This is a genomic window from Enterobacter sp. MGH 4 (genome assembly GCF_000534735.1).
Lineage (GTDB): Bacteria > Pseudomonadota > Gammaproteobacteria > Enterobacterales > Enterobacteriaceae > Enterobacter > Enterobacter intestinihominis.
In genome coordinates this window covers 250562-270452 of the sequence record NZ_KI973294.1, presented here as the reverse complement: position 1 = coordinate 270452, position 19891 = coordinate 250562, and the positions used below count along the sequence as shown (strand labels likewise).

14 protein-coding genes are annotated in these 19891 nt (G+C 55.9%); 10 read left to right on the top strand and 4 right to left on the bottom strand.

The genetic code is table 11. The features are described 5' to 3' along the window. Window positions 1-10 precede the first annotated feature (10 nt). Window positions 11-1348 (top strand): glucarate dehydratase, encoded by a 1338-nt coding sequence (gene gudD, locus L350_RS06995; protein WP_032626015.1) that lies wholly within the window; start codon window positions 11-13, stop codon window positions 1346-1348. A gap of 77 nt (window positions 1349-1425) precedes the next feature. Next, complete coding sequence (locus L350_RS07000; RefSeq protein ID WP_032626012.1) at window positions 1426-2571, top strand: glycerate kinase; 1146 nt, start codon at window positions 1426-1428, stop codon at window positions 2569-2571. Window positions 2572-2620: 49 nt separating this feature from the next. On the opposite strand, the gene barA is transcribed toward L350_RS07000, so the two are convergent. Further along, a complete protein-coding gene (gene barA, locus L350_RS07005) occupies window positions 2621-5380 on the bottom strand; it encodes a two-component sensor histidine kinase BarA (RefSeq protein ID WP_032626010.1) in 2760 nt (919 codons plus the stop codon). A gap of 57 nt (window positions 5381-5437) precedes the next feature. Here barA and rlmD point away from each other — a divergent pair, with 57 nt between their 5' ends. The 5 genes from rlmD (at window position 5438) to eno (ending at window position 13119) form a co-directional block, all read left to right on the top strand. Beyond that, on the top strand, window positions 5438-6736 hold the full coding sequence (rlmD, locus tag L350_RS07010; RefSeq protein WP_022649205.1) for a 23S rRNA (uracil(1939)-C(5))-methyltransferase RlmD: 1299 nt from the start codon (window positions 5438-5440) through the stop codon (window positions 6734-6736). A gap of 51 nt (window positions 6737-6787) precedes the next feature. Continuing rightward, window positions 6788-9019: a GTP diphosphokinase gene (gene relA, locus L350_RS07015; protein WP_022649204.1), complete on the top strand. Its 2232-nt coding sequence runs from the start codon at window positions 6788-6790 to the stop codon at window positions 9017-9019. Window positions 9020-9085: 66 nt separating this feature from the next. Continuing rightward, window positions 9086-9877 (top strand): nucleoside triphosphate pyrophosphohydrolase, encoded by a 792-nt coding sequence (gene mazG / locus L350_RS07020; protein WP_022649203.1) that lies wholly within the window; start codon window positions 9086-9088, stop codon window positions 9875-9877. A gap of 223 nt (window positions 9878-10100) precedes the next feature. Then, the gene (pyrG, locus tag L350_RS07025; RefSeq protein WP_022649202.1) at window positions 10101-11738 is read left to right on the top strand and encodes a glutamine hydrolyzing CTP synthase; all 1638 of its coding nucleotides are present in this window, start codon (window positions 10101-10103) and stop codon (window positions 11736-11738) included. Between the two features lie 82 nt (window positions 11739-11820). Then, window positions 11821-13119 (top strand): phosphopyruvate hydratase, encoded by a 1299-nt coding sequence (gene eno, locus L350_RS07030; RefSeq protein WP_022649201.1) that lies wholly within the window; start codon window positions 11821-11823, stop codon window positions 13117-13119. A gap of 52 nt (window positions 13120-13171) precedes the next feature. Here the strand turns inward: eno and L350_RS07035 are convergent, their stop codons facing one another. Then, the gene (locus L350_RS07035; RefSeq protein ID WP_015571725.1) at window positions 13172-13996 is read right to left on the bottom strand and encodes a MurR/RpiR family transcriptional regulator; all 825 of its coding nucleotides are present in this window, start codon (window positions 13994-13996) and stop codon (window positions 13172-13174) included. Window positions 13997-14162: 166 nt separating this feature from the next. Between L350_RS07035 and L350_RS07040 the strand changes: the two genes are divergently transcribed. The 3 genes from L350_RS07040 to queE are packed head-to-tail and all read left to right on the top strand — an operon-like array spanning window position 14163 to window position 17155. Beyond that, window positions 14163-15722, top strand: coding sequence for a maltose/glucose-specific PTS transporter subunit IIC (locus L350_RS07040; protein WP_032626202.1), 1560 nt, complete (start codon window positions 14163-14165; stop codon window positions 15720-15722). Beyond that, window positions 15722-16429 carry an N-acetylmannosamine-6-phosphate 2-epimerase gene (locus L350_RS07045; protein ID WP_032626007.1) on the top strand — a complete coding sequence of 236 codons (708 nt, stop codon included), beginning with the start codon at window positions 15722-15724 and terminating at the stop codon, window positions 16427-16429. The genes L350_RS07040 and L350_RS07045 overlap by 1 nt, the downstream gene beginning before the upstream one ends. A 54-nt stretch (window positions 16430-16483) precedes the next feature. Continuing rightward, window positions 16484-17155: a 7-carboxy-7-deazaguanine synthase QueE gene (queE, locus tag L350_RS07050; RefSeq protein WP_006811780.1), complete on the top strand. Its 672-nt coding sequence runs from the start codon at window positions 16484-16486 to the stop codon at window positions 17153-17155. A gap of 17 nt (window positions 17156-17172) precedes the next feature. On the opposite strand, the gene L350_RS07055 is transcribed toward queE, so the two are convergent. Together L350_RS07055 and L350_RS07060 are read right to left on the bottom strand one after the other, a co-directional pair. Next, a complete protein-coding gene (locus tag L350_RS07055) occupies window positions 17173-18570 on the bottom strand; it encodes an MFS transporter (protein ID WP_032626005.1) in 1398 nt (465 codons plus the stop codon). 27 nt (window positions 18571-18597) lie between these two features. Further along, entirely contained in the window at window positions 18598-19767 is a 1170-nt protein-coding gene (locus L350_RS07060; protein ID WP_022649197.1) for a M20 aminoacylase family protein, read from the bottom strand. Window positions 19768-19891 lie beyond the last annotated feature (124 nt).

The window sequence follows — 19891 nt, the reverse complement described above, 5'->3', positions numbered from 1 at the left end:
GGATCGAACGATGAGCACATTTTCTACCCCTGTAGTCACCTCCATGCAGATCATTCCTGTCGCGGGACATGACAGCATGCTGATGAACCTGAGCGGCGCCCATGCGCCGTTCTTCACCCGTAATATTGTGGTGATCAAGGACAACTCAGGGCATACCGGTGTCGGTGAAATCCCGGGCGGGGAGAAGATCCGTAAAACGCTGGAGGACGCCATTCCGCTGGTGGTGGGTAAAACGCTGGGCGAGTACAAAAATGTGCTGACCAGCGTGCGTACGACCTTTGCCGATCGTGATGCGGGTGGCCGTGGTCTGCAAACGTTTGATCTGCGTACCACTATCCATGTGGTCACGGGTATTGAAGCCGCGATGCTGGATCTGCTAGGCCAGCATCTGGGCGTCAATGTCGCCTCCCTGCTGGGCGACGGCCAACAGCGCAGCGAAGTGGAAATGCTCGGCTACCTGTTCTTTATCGGCAACCGCAAACTCACCCCGCTGCCGTACCAGAGCCAGCCGGACGAAAAATGCGACTGGTATCGTGTGCGTCACGATGAAGCGATTACCCCGGATGCGGTGGTGCGCCTGGCTGAAGCCGCGTATGAAAAATATGGCTTTAATGACTTCAAGCTGAAAGGCGGCGTACTGGCGGGTGAAGAAGAAGCTGAGGCGATTGCCGCGCTGGCGAAGCGCTTCCCGCAGGCGCGCGTCACGCTGGATCCGAACGGTGCCTGGTCGCTTGAAGAGGCGATCAAAATTGGTAAGCAGCTCAAAGGCGTGCTGGCCTACGCGGAAGATCCGTGCGGCGCAGAGCAGGGGTTCTCTGGACGTGAAGTGATGGCGGAGTTCCGTCGCGCCACCGGGCTGCCAACCGCCACCAACATGATCGCGACCGACTGGCGCCAGATGGGGCACACGCTCTCGCTGCAATCGGTGGATATTCCGCTGGCAGACCCGCACTTCTGGACGATGCAGGGCTCGGTTCGCGTGGCGCAGATGTGCCATGAGTTCGGCCTGACCTGGGGATCGCACTCCAACAACCACTTCGACATCTCGCTGGCGATGTTCACCCACGTAGCGGCTGCTGCGCCGGGCAACATTACCGCTATCGACACCCACTGGATCTGGCAGGAGGGCAATCAGCGCCTGACCAAACAGCCGTTTGAGATCAAAGGCGGCATGGTGCAAGTTCCAGCTACGCCGGGGCTGGGCGTTGAACTGGATATGGATCAGGTCATGAAAGCGCACGAGCTTTACCAGAAACACGGGCTGGGCGCACGTGATGATGCGCTGGCGATGCAATACCTGATCCCAGAGTGGACATTCGACAATAAACGTCCGTGCATGGTACGATAAGCCAACTGGGACCGCTCCCATGAGTGGTCCCTTACGTGGTGTATGCTTAACGTAACTAACATGCGTAAGGATGGCTTATGAAAATTGTTATCGCTCCGGACTCGTATAAGGAAAGCTTGAGCGCGCTGGAGGTGGCGACAGCGATAGAGGTCGGTTTTCGCGAAATTTTCCCCTCAGCGGAGTACGTCAAATTACCGGTTGCCGATGGTGGCGAAGGGACGGTGGAAGCGATGGTGGCAGCCACCCATGGGCGTCTTGTCCATGTTCCCGTTACCGGGCCTTTGGGAGAACGCGTGGAAGGGTTTTTCGGGTTATCCGGAGACGGGAAAAGCGCGTTTATCGAGATGGCGGCCGCGAGTGGTCTGGAGCTTGTTGCTCCTGCAAAGCGTAACCCGTTAATCACCACCTCGTGGGGAACCGGGGAACTGATCCGTCATGCGCTGGATGCGGGCGTTAAGCATATCATTATTGGCATTGGAGGCAGCGCGACCAATGACGGTGGCGCAGGCATGGTGCAGGCGCTGGGCGTAAAACTGCTGGATGCGAAAGCACAGCCCGTTGGGCCGGGCGGCGGCGAACTGGCAAGCCTTGCGCATATCGATCTTAGTGGGCTGGATGAGCGGCTGGCAGACTGTCGAATTGAAGTGGCCTGCGATGTGACCAACCCCCTGATTGGCGAGACTGGCGCTTCTGCGGTATTCGGTCCGCAGAAAGGGGCGACGCCGGAGATGGTCAGGACGCTGGACAACGCGCTTGCGCATTACGCAAACATTATCGCCAGGGACCTGGACATTGACGTCTTAAACCTGGCGGGGGGCGGAGCAGCTGGCGGAATGGGGGCGGCGCTGTATGCATTTTGCGGGGCACAGCTTCGTCGGGGGATTGAGATTGTCACCGATGCCCTGCATCTCGATGAACAGGTCGCGGACGCCGATCTGGTGATCACGGGCGAAGGGCGTATCGACAGCCAGACGATCCACGGCAAAGTGCCCGTTGGCGTGGCGAGAGTCGCGAAACGCTATAACAAACCGGTTATCGGCATTGCCGGCAGCCTGACGGCGGATGTTGGCGTGGTGCACGAGCACGGACTGGATGCGGTATTCAGCGTGATTTACACCATCTGCTCGCTGGAGGATGCGCTGGAAAATGCGCAACAGAATGTACAGATGGCCGCAAGGAATATTGCGGCGGCCATAAAGGTGGGACAGGGGATGTCGCGTTAACGTTCGTGCTCCTGTAGGCCCGGTAAGCGAAGCGCCACCGGGCTTTTTCTTAGCTTCCCAACACCTTCATCGCTTCCCGCGTCACGTTGTCCATCTCGTCCAGCAGCTCCAGAAACTCCGGCTCAAGATCGGATTCTGGCGTACCCGCGCGGAGCTGCTGTTCAAGCAACTGGCAGAGATTTTTCAACCGCGGCACGCCGCTGTAGCCGCAGCTACCGTGCAGTTTATGGATGGCCTCCAGCAGCCCATCAGGGTTTTCGCCCACCAGCTGTTCTTCAACCTTGTTACGGATCTCAGGCAGGAAGTCCACCAGCATTTGCAGCATATCGCGGGCCAGATCGGCTTTGCCTGCTGCCTGGCGCAGCGCCAGTTGCCAGTCAAACGTGGCATTCTGGTTAACGCTGATTTCCGGCGATTCAGCTGAAATGGTGTACGTCCCGCCAATGTGCCCCGGTTTGTAGCGCAGCAGCAGGCTGTGCAGCTTCTCTTCATCAATCGGTTTCGCCAGATAATCGTTCATGCCCGCACCCAGCAGTTTCTCTTTTTGTCCCGCCATCGCGTGCGCCGTCACGGCAATCACGGGCGTCTGCTGCTGGTGCGGAAGCTGACGAATTAATTCGCAGGCGCGGATGCCATCCATGCCCGGCATCTGAATATCCATCAGGATCAGGTCAAACTGCATCTGTTTGGCTTGTTCTACGGCTTCGGCGCCGCTGGTACACAGTTCAACGTGCTGAACCTGATCCTCAAGCAGCACGCCAATCAGCTTAAGGTTTGCCGGGTTATCATCCACGGCCATCACCGTCATCGGCAGCTTATGTTCGTCGTTTTCCAGCGGCAGGGACTGATGCGTCAGACGGCAATATTCGGTCAACGCAGGTAACAGCCGTGTGGCGGTGAGGGGTTTCAGCAGACATGCCGCCGCCCCGTCGTTTTTAAGCTCTTCGGCGTTGATTTGGGCGTGGCACGGCAGAGCCAGCAGCAGGTAGTCCGTCATTGAGGCCGCCTTTGCCAGCCGTTCCTGCTGCATGGTCAGTTCTCCGGTAAACGTCACCGGAATCCCCAGCAAAAGAATATCGTAATGATCGTTCGCCAGCGCAGAGAAGGTCGGGCTATAGACCACCTCCAGCGGCGTGCTGCTTAAAACATCCAGCGTACACTGCGCCGCGGCGGCGTTCGGTTCCACATAGGCCAGACGCATCCCTTTCAGGCAGTCGGTGACCGGACCGTCGGTTTGCACGTTCGGATTAAGATCAAGATTGATATGGAACCAGAAGGTCGAGCCCCGGTTAGGCTGGCTGTGGAAGGAGATATCGCCTCCCATCTCTTTCACCAGCTTTTGGGTGATCACCAGACCCAGGCCCGTTCCGCCGTGACGACGGGAAATGCTCGCATCGGCCTGGCGGAACGCCTGGAACAGACGCGACTGATCGCGCTCCGGAATGCCGATGCCGGTATCCCGGATCTGAACTTCAATCTGGACCTTATTATTACTGAGCGCCCTTTTTTCGACCAGAATGTCGATGTTGCCGCTCTCGGTGAACTTAATCGCGTTGCCCACCAGATTGGTGATGACCTGTTGCAGGCGCAGCGGGTCGCCAATGACATTATCCGGTACGTCATTTTTGATATTGAGCGTCAGTTCCAGCCCCTTATCATGCGAGGAGTGGGCGAGAAGCGTGACCACGTCATCCAGTGTGCTGCGCAGCGGGAAGGGGATACTCTCCAGAATCAGCTTGCCCGCTTCCAGCTTCGAGAAGTCCAGTACGTCGTTAATAATGGTCAGCAGGTTGTTGGCTGAGCGTTCAATGGTATGCAGGTGGTCACGCTGGGTCGGGTTGAGCTCGCTTTTAAGCGTCAGACGGGTGAAGCCAATCACCCCGTTCAGCGGCGTGCGCAGCTCATGCGACATGTTTGCCAGGAACTCAGACTTAATACGGGCCGCCTCCTGAGCGCGTTTTTTCGCCAGATCCAGCTCCACGTTCTGGATCTCCATCTGCTCCAGCGTTTCGCGCAGGTCAGAGGTGGCCTGGTCAACGTTGTGCTGCATCTCTTCGTGATAAGCCGCCAGCGACATCGCCATTGAGTTGATGCCGTTTTTCAGCATATCCAGCTCGCCGAGCATGAAGCCTTCCACGCGGCTGTCCAGCTGACCCCGGCGGATCCGGTCAACGGTATTCACCATGTTACGGATAGGCCCCGTGACGTCGCGCATCAGCCGCCAGCCGAAGATCAACGCGATGCCGATACAGAACAGCATCATCACGCCGGAGATGAATATTTCTTTGTACTGCTGGAGCCGCACCGACTTGAGATCCAGCTCCAGCGCCACATATCCCAGCATATTATTGCTGGACTTCGCATCGGACTGGGCGGATTCGTCGGGTGAATAGCTTTCTGAGATAATCGGCGTGCGCAGGATCATGATATCGCCGCGCCGCAGGACCGTGAGATGACGCGGGAAAGGGGTACCTTCCGGGATTTTCAGCGACGTGGGATCCAGATGGAAATTCGAGGTGACGAAAAGACGGTTATGCTCATCGTAAACGGAAATGGCGCGCACAATCTCTGAATGACGGCGGTGCAGCACGCTGATTAACTGACCAATGGATTCACGGTTTTGCAGGTTCATACCGTACTCGCTGGAGACGGCCAGCGGTTCGATAATGCTGGCCCCGGCATCTTCAAGCTGTCTCTGCAAATCGTTATAGCGATGCACCACAAAGAAAATGCTCAGCAGCAAACCGATGAGAACGGTAGGAGCGAGGATCAAAATCATCATGCGCGCGCGCAGGCTGTAGTTGGTCATGGAGTTCCGTTATGGGACAATCAGGCTAATTATGTTTATTTGAGAACAATCTCGGCGATGGCGCAATTCTACTCTGCAAAACGACGCGTGACGACGCGTCAGATCATAACTGTTGAAGCCTCTGACCTCGATCCTTTTGGACAGGGGGTAGCGCGTCACAAGGGTAAGACACTGTTTATCACAGGTTTGCTGCCAGGAGAACGCGCAGATATTACGCTGACGGAAGACAAACGCCAGTATGCGCGCGGCCAGGTCAAGCGCCGTCTTAATGATAGCCCGGAGCGCGTGACGCCTCGCTGCCCCCATTTTGGCGTTTGCGGAGGCTGTCAGCAACAGCATGCCAGCACAGAATTACAGCAAAAAAGTAAAAGCAACGCGCTGGCCCGCCTGCTAAAACATGACGTCAGTGACATTGTTGCTGACCAGCCGTGGGGCTACCGTCGCCGCGCTCGCCTGAGTCTAAGCTACCAGCCAAAAACTGAAAGGCTGGAGATGGGTTTTCGCAAAGCCAGCTCCAGCGATATCGTCTCCATCACTCAATGCCCTGTTTTGGTGCCCCAACTTGAGGCACTGCTCCCGGCCGTGCACCACTGTCTTGCATCGCTGGATGGTGTGCGTTCGCTGGGCCATGTCGAACTGGTGCTGGCCAACGGCGGCCCGCTGATGGTGCTGCGCCACACCGCACCGCTGTCCAGGGCAGATCGCGAAAAACTGGAACGCTTTTCGCATTCTCATGAGCTTGCGCTTTTCCTCGCGCCGCAAAGCGAGATACTTGAGCAGGTTAGCGGAGACGCGCCCTGGTATGCGTCAGACGGGCTACGCTTAACGTTCAGCCCGCGGGATTTTATCCAGGTCAATGACGGCGTGAACCAGCAGATGGTGGCGAACGCGCTGGCGTGGCTTGACGTCCAGCCCACCGATCGGGTGCTCGATCTGTTCTGCGGTATGGGTAACTTTACCCTGCCGCTGGCCCGCAAAGCAGCAAGCGTGGTCGGGGTGGAAGGCGTTGAGGCGCTGGTGGCGAAAGGCCAGGAGAACGCCCAACAGAACGGCTTGCAAAATGTGACATTCTTTCATCAAAATCTTGAGGATGATGTTACTCAGCAACCGTGGGCTAAGCAGGGCTTTGATAAGATCCTGCTCGATCCGGCGCGCGCAGGTGCGCCGGGCGTGATGCAGCATATAATTAAACTCGCGCCTGAACGCGTGGTCTATGTTTCCTGTAACCCGGCGACGCTGGCCCGTGACAGCGAAGCATTATTGAGCGGGGGTTACCAGATTCGGCGTCTGGCAATGCTGGACATGTTCCCGCACACTGGACATCTGGAATCAATGGTGTTGTTCGAGCACATCTAATGAGTTTGGCTTGTCGACTTCGACAGGCCCTTGTCCCTAAAGGAGAGGACGATGGTTGCGGTAAGAAGTGCACATTTAAATAAAGCTGGTGAGTTTGACCCTCAAAAATGGATCGCAAGTCTGGGGATTTCCAGCCAGCAGTCGTGTGAACGCTTAACCGAAACCTGGGCCTATTGTTTACGCACAACGCAGGGGCATCCGGACGCTGAACTGCTGTTGTGGCGCGGCGTGGAGATGGTTGAAATTCTCTCCATGCTTAACATGGATATCGAAACGCTACAGGCCGCACTGCTGTTCCCACTGGCAGATGCTAACGTGGTGACGGAAGACGTGCTGCGTGAAAGCGTCGGCCAGTCCGTCGTGGCGCTCATCCACGGCGTGCGTGATATGGCCGCCATCCGTCAACTGAAAGCCGCGCAAACGGATTCTGTCTCTTCCGAGCAGGTGGATAACGTCCGCCGCATGCTGCTGGCGATGGTGGATGATTTTCGCTGCGTGGTGATCAAGCTGGCCGAACGGGTTGCCCATCTGCGCGAAGTGAAGGATGCGCCGGAAGACGAGCGCGTCCTGGCCGCCAAAGAGTGTACGAATATCTATGCGCCGCTGGCGAACCGTCTGGGTATCGGGCAACTGAAGTGGGAGCTGGAAGATTACTGCTTCCGCTATCTGCATCCGGCGGAATACAAACGCATTGCAAAATTGCTGCACGAACGCCGCATCGACCGCGAACACTATATCGAGGAATTTGTCAGCGGGCTGCGCCAGTCGATGAAAGAGGAGAATGTGCGCGCCGAGGTCTACGGGCGTCCGAAGCACATCTACAGCATCTGGCGCAAAATGCAGAAGAAACATCTCGCCTTTGACGAGCTGTTTGACGTGCGCGCCGTGCGTATCGTGGCGGAGCGTCTCCAGGATTGCTACGCCGCGCTGGGGATAGTACATACTCACTTCCGCCATCTGCCGGATGAGTTCGATGACTATGTCGCGAACCCCAAACCGAATGGCTATCAGTCCATCCACACCGTGGTGCTTGGCCCCGGCGGCAAAACTGTGGAAATTCAGATCCGTACTAAACAGATGCACGAAGACGCCGAACTGGGCGTCGCCGCGCACTGGAAGTACAAAGAAGGCACTTCCGGCGGCGCGCGCTCCGGACACGAGGACCGTATCGCCTGGCTGCGTAAGCTGATTGCGTGGCAGGAGGAGATGGCCGACTCCGGCGAAATGCTCGACGAAGTGCGCAGTCAGGTCTTCGACGATCGCGTCTACGTCTTTACCCCGAAAGGGGATGTGGTTGATCTGCCGGCAGGATCTACGCCGCTCGATTTCGCCTACCACATTCACAGCGACGTGGGGCACCGTTGCATCGGGGCGAAGATCGGCGGACGTATCGTACCGTTTACCTACCAGCTACAGATGGGCGACCAGATTGAAATCATCACCCAGAAGCAGCCAAACCCAAGCCGCGACTGGCTGAATCCAAACCTCGGTTACGTGACCACCAGCCGCGGGCGCTCTAAAATTCACGCCTGGTTCCGCAAGCAGGATCGTGACAAGAATATCCTTGCCGGTCGTCAGATCCTTGACGACGAGCTGGAGCATATCGGGATAAACCTGAAAGAGGCGGAGAAGTTCCTGCTGCCGCGCTACAACTTCAACGAGCTCGACGAACTGTTAGCGGCGATTGGCGGCGGCGATATCCGCCTGAACCAGATGGTGAACTTCCTGCAAGCGCAGTTCAACAAGCCAAGCGCGGCAGAGCAGGATGCGGCAGCGCTGAAACAGCTCCAGCAGAAAACCTACGCTCCGCAGCAGCGCAGCAAGGACAATGGCCGCGTGGTGGTTGAAGGGGTGGGTAACCTCATGCACCATATTGCCCGCTGCTGCCAGCCGATACCGGGTGACGATATTGTCGGCTTTATCACCCAGGGGCGCGGGATCTCAATTCACCGCTCCGACTGTGATCAGCTTGCTGAGCTGCAATCGCATGCGCCGGAACGTATCGTGGAAGCCGTCTGGGGTGAAAGCTACTCCGCTGGCTACTCGCTGGTGGTGCGCGTCACTGCCAACGACCGCAGTGGCCTGCTGCGCGACATCACCACCATTCTCGCCAACGAGAAGGTCAACGTGCTGGGCGTTGCCAGCCGCAGCGATACCCGCGAGCAGCTTGCCACCATCGATATGACCATCGAAATCTATAACCTGCAGGTGCTGGGCCGGGTGCTCGGTAAACTGAACCAGGTGCCGGATGTGATTGACGCGCGTCGTCTGCACGGCGGCTGAACATCCTCTTCTGTAGGCCGGGTAAGGCAACGCCGCCACTCGGCATTTTGACATCAGGACAGAACTATGACTCAAATCGACCGCCTGCTTGGCATCATGAAACGCCTGCGCGACCCGGAAAACGGCTGCCCGTGGGATAAAGAGCAGACTTTCGCCACCATTGCGCCTTACACGCTGGAAGAAACCTACGAAGTGCTGGACGCGATTTCGCGCGAAGATTTCGACGACCTGCGCGGTGAGCTGGGCGACCTGCTGTTCCAGGTGGTGTTCTACGCACAGATGGCGCAGGAAGAGGGGCGCTTTAACTTTGACGACATCTGCGCCGCTATCAGCGACAAGCTGGAGCGCCGTCATCCGCATATCTTTGGCGATGCCTCCGCAGGCAACAGTGCGGAAGTGCTGGCGCGCTGGGAGCAGATCAAAAGCGCCGAACGCGCTGAAAAATCCCAGCACTCGGCGCTGGACGACATTCCCCTGAACCTTCCTGCGCTGATGCGCGCGCACAAAATTCAAAAGCGCTGCTCGGCGGTAGGGTTTGACTGGACCTCTCTCGGCCCAGTGCTGGAAAAAGTGCACGAAGAGATCGACGAAGTGATGCATGAAGCGCAGCAGGCCGTTGTGGATGAAGCAAAGCTGGAAGAGGAGATGGGCGATCTGCTGTTCGCGACCGTCAACCTTTCTCGCCACCTCGGTGTAAAAGCGGAAACCGCCCTGCAAAAAGCGAACATTAAATTCGAACGTCGCTTCCGCGAAGTTGAGCGGATTGTGGCCTCGCGCGGCCTGGAAATGAGCGGCATTGACCTCGAGGCGATGGAAGAAGTCTGGCAGGAAGTAAAACGCCAGGAACATGATCTCTAACGAAATTTTGCGATCAAGCGCAATTTGTGTGATTTTTTAAATGACAAGCGCTTGATTTGCGTCAAAAACATTTACCCAAAAGGGGCTATTTTCTCACTCCTTATGTTTGTCATGGCCTGGGAAGGAGACGGAGAATGAAAGTTTGTGGCGCTCGTCGTGTTCGGGTATACTACTTTCCCGTCCTGGTTATTCCATCGTTTCACCCTAACTTCTCAGGTTCAGCATGACAACGAACTATATTTTTGTGACCGGCGGGGTCGTATCCTCTCTGGGTAAAGGCATTGCCGCAGCCTCCCTCGCAGCCATTCTTGAAGCCCGTGGCCTCAATGTGACCATGATGAAACTGGATCCGTACATCAACGTCGATCCAGGCACCATGAGCCCAACCCAACACGGGGAAGTGTTCGTTACTGAAGACGGCGCTGAAACCGATCTGGATCTTGGCCACTACGAGCGTTTCATCCGTACCAAAATGACCCGTCGTAACAACTTTACGACTGGCCGTATCTACTCTGACGTTCTGCGTAAAGAGCGCCGTGGTGACTACCTGGGCGCGACCGTGCAGGTCATCCCACACATCACTAACGCCATTAAAGAGCGTGTCCTTGCCGGTGGCGAAGGGCATGACGTTGTGCTGGTTGAAATCGGCGGTACCGTAGGGGATATCGAATCCCTGCCGTTCCTCGAAGCGATTCGTCAGCTGGCGGTAGATATTGGTCGTGAGAACGCGCTGTTCATGCACCTGACGCTGGTGCCTTACATGGCAGCAGCAGGTGAAGTGAAAACCAAACCGACTCAGCACTCTGTTAAAGAGCTGCTCTCCATCGGTATTCAGCCTGATATCCTGGTTTGCCGTTCCGATCGCGCGATTCCAGCGAACGAACGCGCGAAAATTGCATTGTTCTGTAACGTGCCTGAAAAAGCCGTTATTTCAATGAAAGACGTCGATTCCATTTATAAAATCCCGGGCCTGTTGAAATCACAGGGTCTGGACGATTATATTTGTAAACGATTCAGCTTGAACTGTCCGGAAGCTAACCTGTCTGAATGGGAGCAGGTTATTTACGAAGAAGCCAATCCGGGCGGCGAAGTGACTATCGGTATGGTCGGCAAGTATATTGAACTGCCGGATGCCTATAAGTCAGTTATCGAGGCGCTGAAGCACGGTGGTCTGAAGAATCGCGTCTCCGTCAACATCAAGCTGATTGATTCGCAGGATGTTGAAACGCGCGGCGTTGAAATTCTCAAAGATCTGGATGCGATTCTCATCCCTGGCGGCTTCGGCTACCGTGGTGTTGAAGGCAAGATCGCCACTGCACGCTATGCGCGTGAAAACAATATTCCATACCTCGGCATCTGCCTGGGTATGCAGGTTGCGCTGATTGAATTTGCGCGCAACGTAGCGGGAATGGAAAACGCGAACTCTACGGAATTTGTGCCAGACTGTAAGTACCCTGTCGTGGCGCTGATTACGGAATGGCGCGACGAAGACGGTAACGTCGAAGTCCGTACCGAGAAGAGCGATCTGGGTGGCACCATGCGTCTTGGCGCACAGGCCTGCCAGCTGTCAGACGATAGCGTGGTTCGCAAGCTGTACGGCGAGCCGGTGATTACCGAGCGCCATCGTCACCGCTATGAAGTCAACAACATGTTGTTGAAACAAATTGAAGCTGCAGGTCTGCGTGTTGCAGGCCGTTCCGGGGATGATCAGTTAGTCGAGATCATCGAAGTGCCTAACCATCCGTGGTTCGTGGCCTGCCAATTCCACCCGGAATTTACTTCAACGCCGCGTGACGGGCATCCGCTGTTTGCAGGCTTCGTGAAAGCCGCCAGCGAGTACCAGAAGCGTCAGGCGAAGTAAAAAAAGTTAGAACGGCAACGCGTACCCTTGGTACGCGTTGTTTGTCTGGAGTTTTAGTTTAACTTGTACTGAGGAAAATCTAATGTCCAAAATCGTTAAAGTCATCGGTCGTGAAATCATCGACTCCCGTGGTAACCCGACCGTTGAAGCCGAAGTTCATCTGGAAGGTGGTTTCGTCGGTATGGCTGCTGCTCCATCAGGCGCATCTACAGGTTCCCGCGAAGCGCTGGAACTGCGTGATGGCGACAAATCCCGTTTCATGGGCAAAGGCGTACTGAAAGCGGTTGGCGCTGTTAACGGTCCTATTGCTCAGGCTATCGTTGGCAAAGATGCCAAAGATCAGGCTGGCATCGACAAGATCATGATCGATCTGGATGGTACTGAAAACAAATCTAACTTCGGTGCGAACGCAATCCTGGCAGTTTCCCTGGCGAACGCCAAAGCAGCAGCTGCTGCTAAAGGTATGCCACTGTTCGAGCACATCGCTGAACTGAACGGCACCCCAGGCAAATACTCCATGCCTGTACCAATGATGAACATCATCAACGGTGGTGAGCACGCAGACAACAACGTTGATATTCAGGAATTCATGATTCAGCCTGTTGGCGCGAAATCCCTGAAAGAAGCGGTGCGTATGGGTTCTGAAGTGTTCCACAACCTGGCTAAAGTTCTGAAAGCTAAAGGTATGAACACTGCTGTTGGTGACGAAGGTGGCTACGCGCCAAACCTGGGTTCTAACGCAGAAGCGCTGGCTGTTATCGCTGAAGCGGTTAAAGCAGCAGGCTACGAGCTGGGCAAAGACATCACCCTGGCGATGGACTGTGCAGCATCTGAATTCTACAAAGACGGTAAATACGTTCTGGCTGGCGAAGGCAACAAAGCATTCACCTCCGAAGAGTTCACCCACTTCCTGGAAGACCTGACCAAACAGTACCCAATCGTTTCTATCGAAGACGGTCTGGACGAGTCTGACTGGGATGGTTTCGCATACCAGACCAAAGTACTGGGCGACAAAATCCAGCTGGTTGGTGACGATCTGTTCGTAACCAACACCAAGATCCTGAAAGAAGGCATCGAGAAAGGCATCGTTAACTCCATCCTGATCAAATTCAACCAGATCGGTTCTCTGACCGAAACGCTGGCTGCGATCAAAATGGCGAAAGACGCTGGCTACACCGCTGTTATCTCTCACCGTTCTGGCGAAACTGAAGACGCTACCATCGCTGACCTGGCTGTGGGTACCGCTGCTGGCCAGATCAAAACCGGTTCTATGAGCCGTTCTGACCGTGTTGCTAAATACAACCAGCTGATTCGTATCGAAGAAGCGCTGGGCGAAAAAGCACCTTACAACGGTCGTAAAGAGATCAAAGGCCAGGCATAAGCCTGAACTTTCGTTCTTATGAAAAAACCCGCTTCGGCGGGTTTTTTGTTTTCTATAGCAGAAGCGGCAGCGTGGCGCTGGCCGTTTGCTGGCTTACGTCACCGTAATGGCTGTCTACTGCAATAAGGGAAGTGGTAAGCAGTTCAACCAGCAGCATCACGCCAACCTTGGCATTGAGCGCACCCGCGCTCAGCGGTCCCTCGGGCTTGGCTGCAACCAGCTGTAAATCGCTCAGGGAGGCCAGCGGGCTGCGGGGTGTATTGCTGAGCGCCAGTACCTTAACGCCACGCTTGCGGGCGAGTTTCACCACGTGAAGCAGATCCCGTGTAGAGCCAGAACTTGAGATGGCCACCACCAGCGTCTCTTTCGAGAGCGTCGTCGCATTCATGGCGGCGCGATGCATATCGCTAAACAGCTGTGCAGGTTTGCCGAGTCGCAGCAGCTTGTAATGCAAATACTCCCCCAGAATCGCGCTGGCCGCCACCCCGTAAATTTGCACTGATTGCGCCTGATGCAGGGCCAGTGTCGCCTGTTCAAGCTGGGCCCGGTCGAGGAGTTTTGCGGTATCTTGCAGCGCCTGGACAGACTCATCCACCACGTTATCTATCGCATCTCCTGCCTGACGCTCTGGCAAACCCTGCTGAATATCCAGCGCAAGCGCCATTTTAAATTCGTTATATCCCTTACAGCCCAGCGTGCGGCAAAGGCGTGTGACGCTGGCCTCGCTGGTGCCGCTTTCACGCGCCAGCTCGGTGATCGTCAGGTAGAGCACCCTGGCAGGATCGTTGAGAACAAACTCCCCCAGTTTTTGTTGCGTTGGGCTGTACCCGGAAGCCTCCTGGCGTAGCTTCAGCAGCAGGTTTTCATGGTCCGACATGCTAGATCCTTAATGCGTTTCTCTGCCAACTAGTGTGGCGGAAAGCGGGGGAGAGATGCCAGTCATTTCGAAAAAGTATGATCGGCGTCCTGGTTTTTGGTGGTAATTTTCACAATTAAAATTATATGTGGTAAAAATTTTCATCAACAACCGGGGGGATAAAAAAATGATGCAAATGTTCAGCGGAGCGTCTTCCGGCGGATGGTTTGAAAAAGCGCAGCGCTTTGGCAAATCCTTTATGTTACCTATCGCCATACTGCCCGCAGCAGGTCTGTTGTTGGGGATCGGCGGGGCGCTATCGAATCCGAATACGCTTACCGCGTATCCATTTTTAGACGTTGGCTGGCTACAGGCCATATTTACCATCATGAGCAGTGCAGGCTCGATTGTGTTCGCAAACCTGTCGGTACTGTTTGCTGTTGGGGTCGCCGTTGGGCTGGCAAAAAATGATAAAGGTACGGCAGGGCTGGCGGCATTACTCGCTTATCTGGTGATGAATGCCACTATCAATGCGCTGCTGATCCTGACCGGAAAACTGGCGTATGAGAACCCGGGCGCCGTAGGGCAGGGCATGACGCTGGGTATTCAGACGCTGGAAACGGGCGTGTTTGGTGGGGTCGTTATTGGGCTTGTGACCTGCGCACTGCATCATCGGTTTAATAAAATCGCGCTTCCGCAATTTCTGGGCTTTTTTGGCGGCTCGCGCTTCGTTCCCATTATCAGCTCACTGGCGGCGATACTCGTCGGCGCGCTGATGACCGTGGTCTGGCCGCATTTTCAGAAGCTGATCTTTGGCCTTGGCGGTCTGGTGGATGCCACCGGCTATCTGGGGACATTGCTGTACGGTTTTATCCTGCGCATGCTTGGCCCGTTTGGCCTGCACCACATCTTTTATCTGCCGTTCTGGACCACCGCGCTTGGCGGCAGTGAAATTGTTAACGGTTACCTGGTTGAGGGCACGCAGCGGATCTTCTTCGCTCAGCTCGCGGACCCGAACACCCAGCACTTCTATGAGGGCACGTCGCGCTTCATGTCCGGGCGCTTTATTACGATGATGTTTGGCCTGCTGGGCGCCTGCCTGGCGATGTACCACACGGCTAAACCCGAGAACAAGAAGCGCGTAGCCGGGCTGCTGCTGTCAGCGGCGTTAACCTCTTTCCTGACGGGCATTACCGAGCCCATCGAGTTCTCATTCCTGTTTATTGCGCCGGTGCTGTACGTCATTCATGCGCTGTTTGACGGGCTGGCGTTTATGCTCGCGCACATGCTGCATTTCACCATCGGGCAAACTTTCTCCGGCGGGTTTATTGATTTCGTGCTGTTCGGCATTTTGCAGGGTGAAGCGAAAACTAACTGGATGTTCGTCCCGCTGGTAGGCGTACCGTGGTTCTTCCTTTACTACTGTACTTTCCGCTATCTGATTAAACGTTTTGATTTTGCCACGCCGGGCCGTGAAAAGGAGGCGTTGGCTGACGAGGCTACCCTGCCGCAAAGCGAGCGTGCCGCGGCGGTGATCGCCGGATTGGGTGGAAGAGACAATCTGGATGACGTTGACTGCTGCGCCACGCGTCTTCGCGTCACGGTGAAAGACGGTAGCAAAGTCAATGAAGCAGCACTGAAAGCGACCGGCGCGCGCGGCGTTATCGTCCGCGGCAACGGTGTCCAGGTCATCTATGGCCCGCACGTCACCATTATCAAAAACGAAGTGGAAGAGATCTTATCGTAATGAAAACTGTACTGGATAACCTGAAAGGAAAACTGGTCGTCTCCTGCCAGGCGCTGGAAAATGAACCGCTGCACAGCCCGTTTATTATGTCGCGAATGGCGCTGGCGGCAGCCCAGGGCGGTGCCGCTGCGATCCGCGCCAATAGCGTGGTGGATATCAAGGCTATCAAAGGGCTGGTCTCACTGCCGGTCATCGGCATCATCAAACGGGACTATCCGGATAGCGAGGTGTTTATCACCGCGACGCTCAAAGAAGTGGATGAGCTGATGGCGGTCGCCCCGGACATCGTTGCGCTGGATGCGACCGCCCGGAAACGGCCCGGTGGCGTATCGCTGGACATGCTGATCGCGCAGATCCGCACCCGTTACCCTTCGCTGCTGCTGATGGCGGATATTGCCACCGTGCAGGAGGCCGTGACCGCGCAGGCGCTGGGGTTTGATTGTGTCGGAACCACCCTTTACGGTTATACGGCAGAGACCGCGGGCCATTCGCTACCGGATAATGACTGCGCGTTTTTGAAAGAGGTGCTGTCTGCCGTCACGATCCCCGTGATTGCCGAAGGTAACGTGGATACCCCCGATCGCGCGGCCAGGTGTCTGGAGTTGGGGGCGCATACGGTTGTCGTCGGCGGGGCGATCACCCGACCGCAGCAAATTACGGAACGGTTTATGGCGGCAATTGGCGCGCAAAGCACCGATGGAGCATGATCATCTGACGGGGATCTGCGATACTTATCGTTTATTCCCTTAACAGAGTTGACTATGCAGTACCCGATTAACGAGATGTTCCAGACCCTGCAAGGCGAGGGTTACTTTACCGGCGTTCCCGCTATCTTTATTCGTTTACAGGGATGCCCGGTTGGCTGCGCCTGGTGTGATACCAAACATACGTGGGATAAGCTCGCAGATCGGGAAGTGTCGCTGTTCAGCATTCTGGCGAAAACCAAAGAGAGCGATAAATGGGGCGCGGGCAGCGCGGAAGATCTGCTTGCCATTATTGGTCGTCAGGGCTGGACGGCGCGGCATGTGGTGATCACCGGCGGGGAACCCTGCATTCACGATTTGATGCCCCTCACCGAACTGCTCGAGAAGAACGGCTATAGCTGTCAGATCGAAACCAGCGGTACCCATGAAGTGCGCTGCTCCCATTCAACGTGGGTAACGGTTTCACCGAAAGTGAATATGCGCGGCGGTTATGACGTGTTGTCGCAGGCGCTTGAGCGTGCGGATGAGATCAAACATCCGGTGGGGCGCGTGCGTGACATCGAAGCGCTGGATGAACTGCTGGCGACGCTGACGGATGAGAAGCAGCGCGTGATCGCGCTACAGCCTATCAGCCAGAAAGACGATGCAACCCGTCTGTGCATTGAAACCTGTATCGCCCGCAACTGGCGCCTGTCGATGCAGACGCACAAATATCTGAACATTGCCTGATACTTTTGTGGCCCCGCTTAACGCGGGGCTTTTGTTGTTGGCAGTAAAGCCCAGGTCACGACTGCCGACCCAAGGCAAATCGCACTGTTGAACAGCAAGGCATACTGCGCGGCACTGGCCGTTCCCATCGGCAGCCATAGGGCGTACAGCGATGCGGTGACCGCGATCCCCATTGCGCCGCCCAGGGAACTGCCCATCTTATAGATCCCTGAAGCCACCCCCACTTTGTTTTCAGGGGCATTCATTACCGCCGTGTCCGTTGAGGGCGTGGCGTAACATCCGAGCCCCAGCCCGAATAAAATATTGCTCAGAAAGACGGTGACAATGTAGACCTCTTTGCTTAAGAAGGTGCATGAAATCAGCGTAATACCTGTTGCGGTCAGCAGCGGGCCGGTCATCATCGGCAGCCTGGCGCCATAGCGCTGAAGCAGTTTTTCACCCACCCGGATCATCGCCAGTACGGTAACCAGATACCCCAGCGTCATCATACCGGTCTGTAGCGGTGACAGATGATGGCCTTGCTGCAACCAGATGCTGGCGATCATCATGGTGCCAATGCAGCCGTTGAGCAGGAAATTTGAGAATACCGAGGCGCTATAGGCACGGTTTTTAAACAGGGCGAAATCGATCAATGCCGCATCGCCCTTCCGCCGCCCGGTAACGACAAAGCACATCAGTGCAATCACGGCTCCACACAGTACAAGAAGCGATAAACTGCTGCTCCAGCCCCAGCTGTGTCCTTTGCTGATAAACAGATTGAACAGCACCAGCATAAGGACAAAACTCACCAGGCCGCTGATATCCAGCTTGTGTCGACACGCATCAGGGCTGCGGCTTTCCGGCGTCGCGCGGATAAGCAATAGCGCGACCAGAGCCACCACTATCGACAAAATAAAAATCCAGCGCCAGCCCAGCGTGGTGGCGATTGCGCCTCCCACAAACGAGCTCAGGCCACTCCCGCCCCATGAACCAATAACCCAGAAGCTGATTGCGCGCTGGCGTGCTTTCCCTTCATACCAGGTCTTAATCAGCGCCAGCGTGGCGGGCATGATGCAGGCCGCGGATAGCCCCTGTATCGCTCTTCCCAACAGAAACAGGACGGGCTCCCATGAAATGAACAGCAGACCGCTTCCGATCATGCTCAAAATCAGGCCTGTCATGGTCAGGCGCATGCGCCCAAACTTATCGGCAAACCCACCGCAGGCTACGACAAAACAGCCGCTAAACAACGCGCTCAGGCTGACGGCCAGCGTAAGGGTTTCGAGGGCAATGTCGAGGCTATTCTGCATGGCCGGAACCACGTTGATAACCGACTGGGCAAACAGCCAGAAGGTCAGAACGCTCATGACGATACCCGCCAGCAGCCGATCGTTACCGGCGTAGGCGGATGCGTCTGTCAGGGAAACGGTACTCATAATGCAGCCCTCCCGGGAAGGTGCGAATCAGCGCAGATAGTGTTCGGTCAGTGCGGCCCACAGCGCCGCGCCGGTGAGGAGAATAGTGTCGTTAAAGTCGTAGCCCGGGTTATGCACCATGCAGCGGTCAGGCTCATCGCCAGCGCCAAGGGTGAAATAACAGCCATTGGGATTTTTCTCGAGCATGAACGCAAAGTCCTCGCTGCCCATAAACGCATTCACCTCCGCGACGGAATCCTGACCGAACAGATCGGTGGCGACGCTGCGCACCATCTCATTGGCTTGCGGATTGTTTTTCAGTACCGGGCTGCCATTAATGTGTCGAATGGTAGCCGTGGCATTGAAACTTTCCGCCTGCGCAACGGCGATATCATGGATGCGCTGTAGCACGGTTTGCCGCACGCTTTCATCCAGCGTGCGCACGGTAAGTTTCATCAATACTTTGTCGTTGATGATGTTGGGGGCATGTCCAGCCTGAATGCTGCCTACGGTAACGACGGCAGGCTGAAAAGGGGTGATATTGCGCGAAACAATGGACTGCAAAGCGATAGTGATATGACAGGCAACCAGGGTGGCATCTACGGTATGTTCTGGCACCGCGCCGTGCCCCCCCACGCCGTTAACCTCAATATGAAGGGTGTCCGATGAGGCCATCATGGCGCCATCGCGCAGACCAATTTTTCCGACGGGCTGTGACGGCATATTGTGCAGACCAAAAATGTGGTCGCAGGGGAACAGATCAAACAAACCGTCCTCTACCATAACGCGTCCGCCATACAGAAGTTCTTCCGCAGGCTGAAAAATAAGGTGCAGCGTGCCGTTAAAATTGCGGGTGCGTGCCAGGTACTCCGCTGCATACAGGAGCGTTGTGGTGTGGCCGTCATGACCGCAGCCGTGGAATTTACCCTCAACGGTACTGCTCCAGGCCTTGCCGCTGTTTTCCTGCATAGGCAGCGCATCCATGTCGGCGCGCAGACCCAGGCGTTTAGGCCCGTTACCCACCTTCAGCGTGCCGACCACACCGGTTTTCGCCAGGCCGCGATGAACCTCATATCCCCATTCCTCAAGCAACGCCGCAACGCGATCGCTCGTATTGTGCTCCTCAAAACCAATTTCAGGATGCTGATGAAAATAGCGACGTAATTCAGTGAACTGGGCTTCTTTGCCGCGCAGAGCTTCGATAATTGGATGTGTCATTTTTGTTATCCTTTTTATGCCAAACGGTGATAATTTCGAGTCTATGACGATCGCACTGCCAGAAAATGCATTTTTTTGTTGTAAAGCGACGGTTTTGTTTTGATTGTTTTTCATACAATTCCGT

Bases quoted from the DNA above. Each gene is read 5' to 3' on its own strand.
- gudD (WP_032626015.1), top strand. From the start codon at position 11: ATGAGCACATTTTCTACCCCTGTAGTCACCTCCATGCAGATCATTCCT.
- L350_RS07035 (WP_015571725.1), bottom strand. From the start codon at position 13,996: ATGTCGGACCATGAAAACCTGCTGCTGAAGCTACGCCAGGAGGCTTCC.
- L350_RS07000 (WP_032626012.1), top strand. From the start codon at position 1,426: ATGAAAATTGTTATCGCTCCGGACTCGTATAAGGAAAGCTTGAGCGCG.
- relA (WP_022649204.1), top strand. From the start codon at position 6,788: ATGGTTGCGGTAAGAAGTGCACATTTAAATAAAGCTGGTGAGTTTGAC.
- L350_RS07055 (WP_032626005.1), bottom strand. From the start codon at position 18,570: ATGAGTACCGTTTCCCTGACAGACGCATCCGCCTACGCCGGTAACGAT.
- eno (WP_022649201.1), top strand. From the start codon at position 11,821: ATGTCCAAAATCGTTAAAGTCATCGGTCGTGAAATCATCGACTCCCGT.
- queE (WP_006811780.1), top strand. From the start codon at position 16,484: ATGCAGTACCCGATTAACGAGATGTTCCAGACCCTGCAAGGCGAGGGT.
- L350_RS07040 (WP_032626202.1), top strand. From the start codon at position 14,163: ATGATGCAAATGTTCAGCGGAGCGTCTTCCGGCGGATGGTTTGAAAAA.
- L350_RS07060 (WP_022649197.1), bottom strand. From the start codon at position 19,767: ATGACACATCCAATTATCGAAGCTCTGCGCGGCAAAGAAGCCCAGTTC.
- rlmD (WP_022649205.1), top strand. From the start codon at position 5,438: ATGGCGCAATTCTACTCTGCAAAACGACGCGTGACGACGCGTCAGATC.
- pyrG (WP_022649202.1), top strand. From the start codon at position 10,101: ATGACAACGAACTATATTTTTGTGACCGGCGGGGTCGTATCCTCTCTG.
- mazG (WP_022649203.1), top strand. From the start codon at position 9,086: ATGACTCAAATCGACCGCCTGCTTGGCATCATGAAACGCCTGCGCGAC.
- barA (WP_032626010.1), bottom strand. From the start codon at position 5,380: ATGACCAACTACAGCCTGCGCGCGCGCATGATGATTTTGATCCTCGCT.
- L350_RS07045 (WP_032626007.1), top strand. From the start codon at position 15,722: ATGAAAACTGTACTGGATAACCTGAAAGGAAAACTGGTCGTCTCCTGC.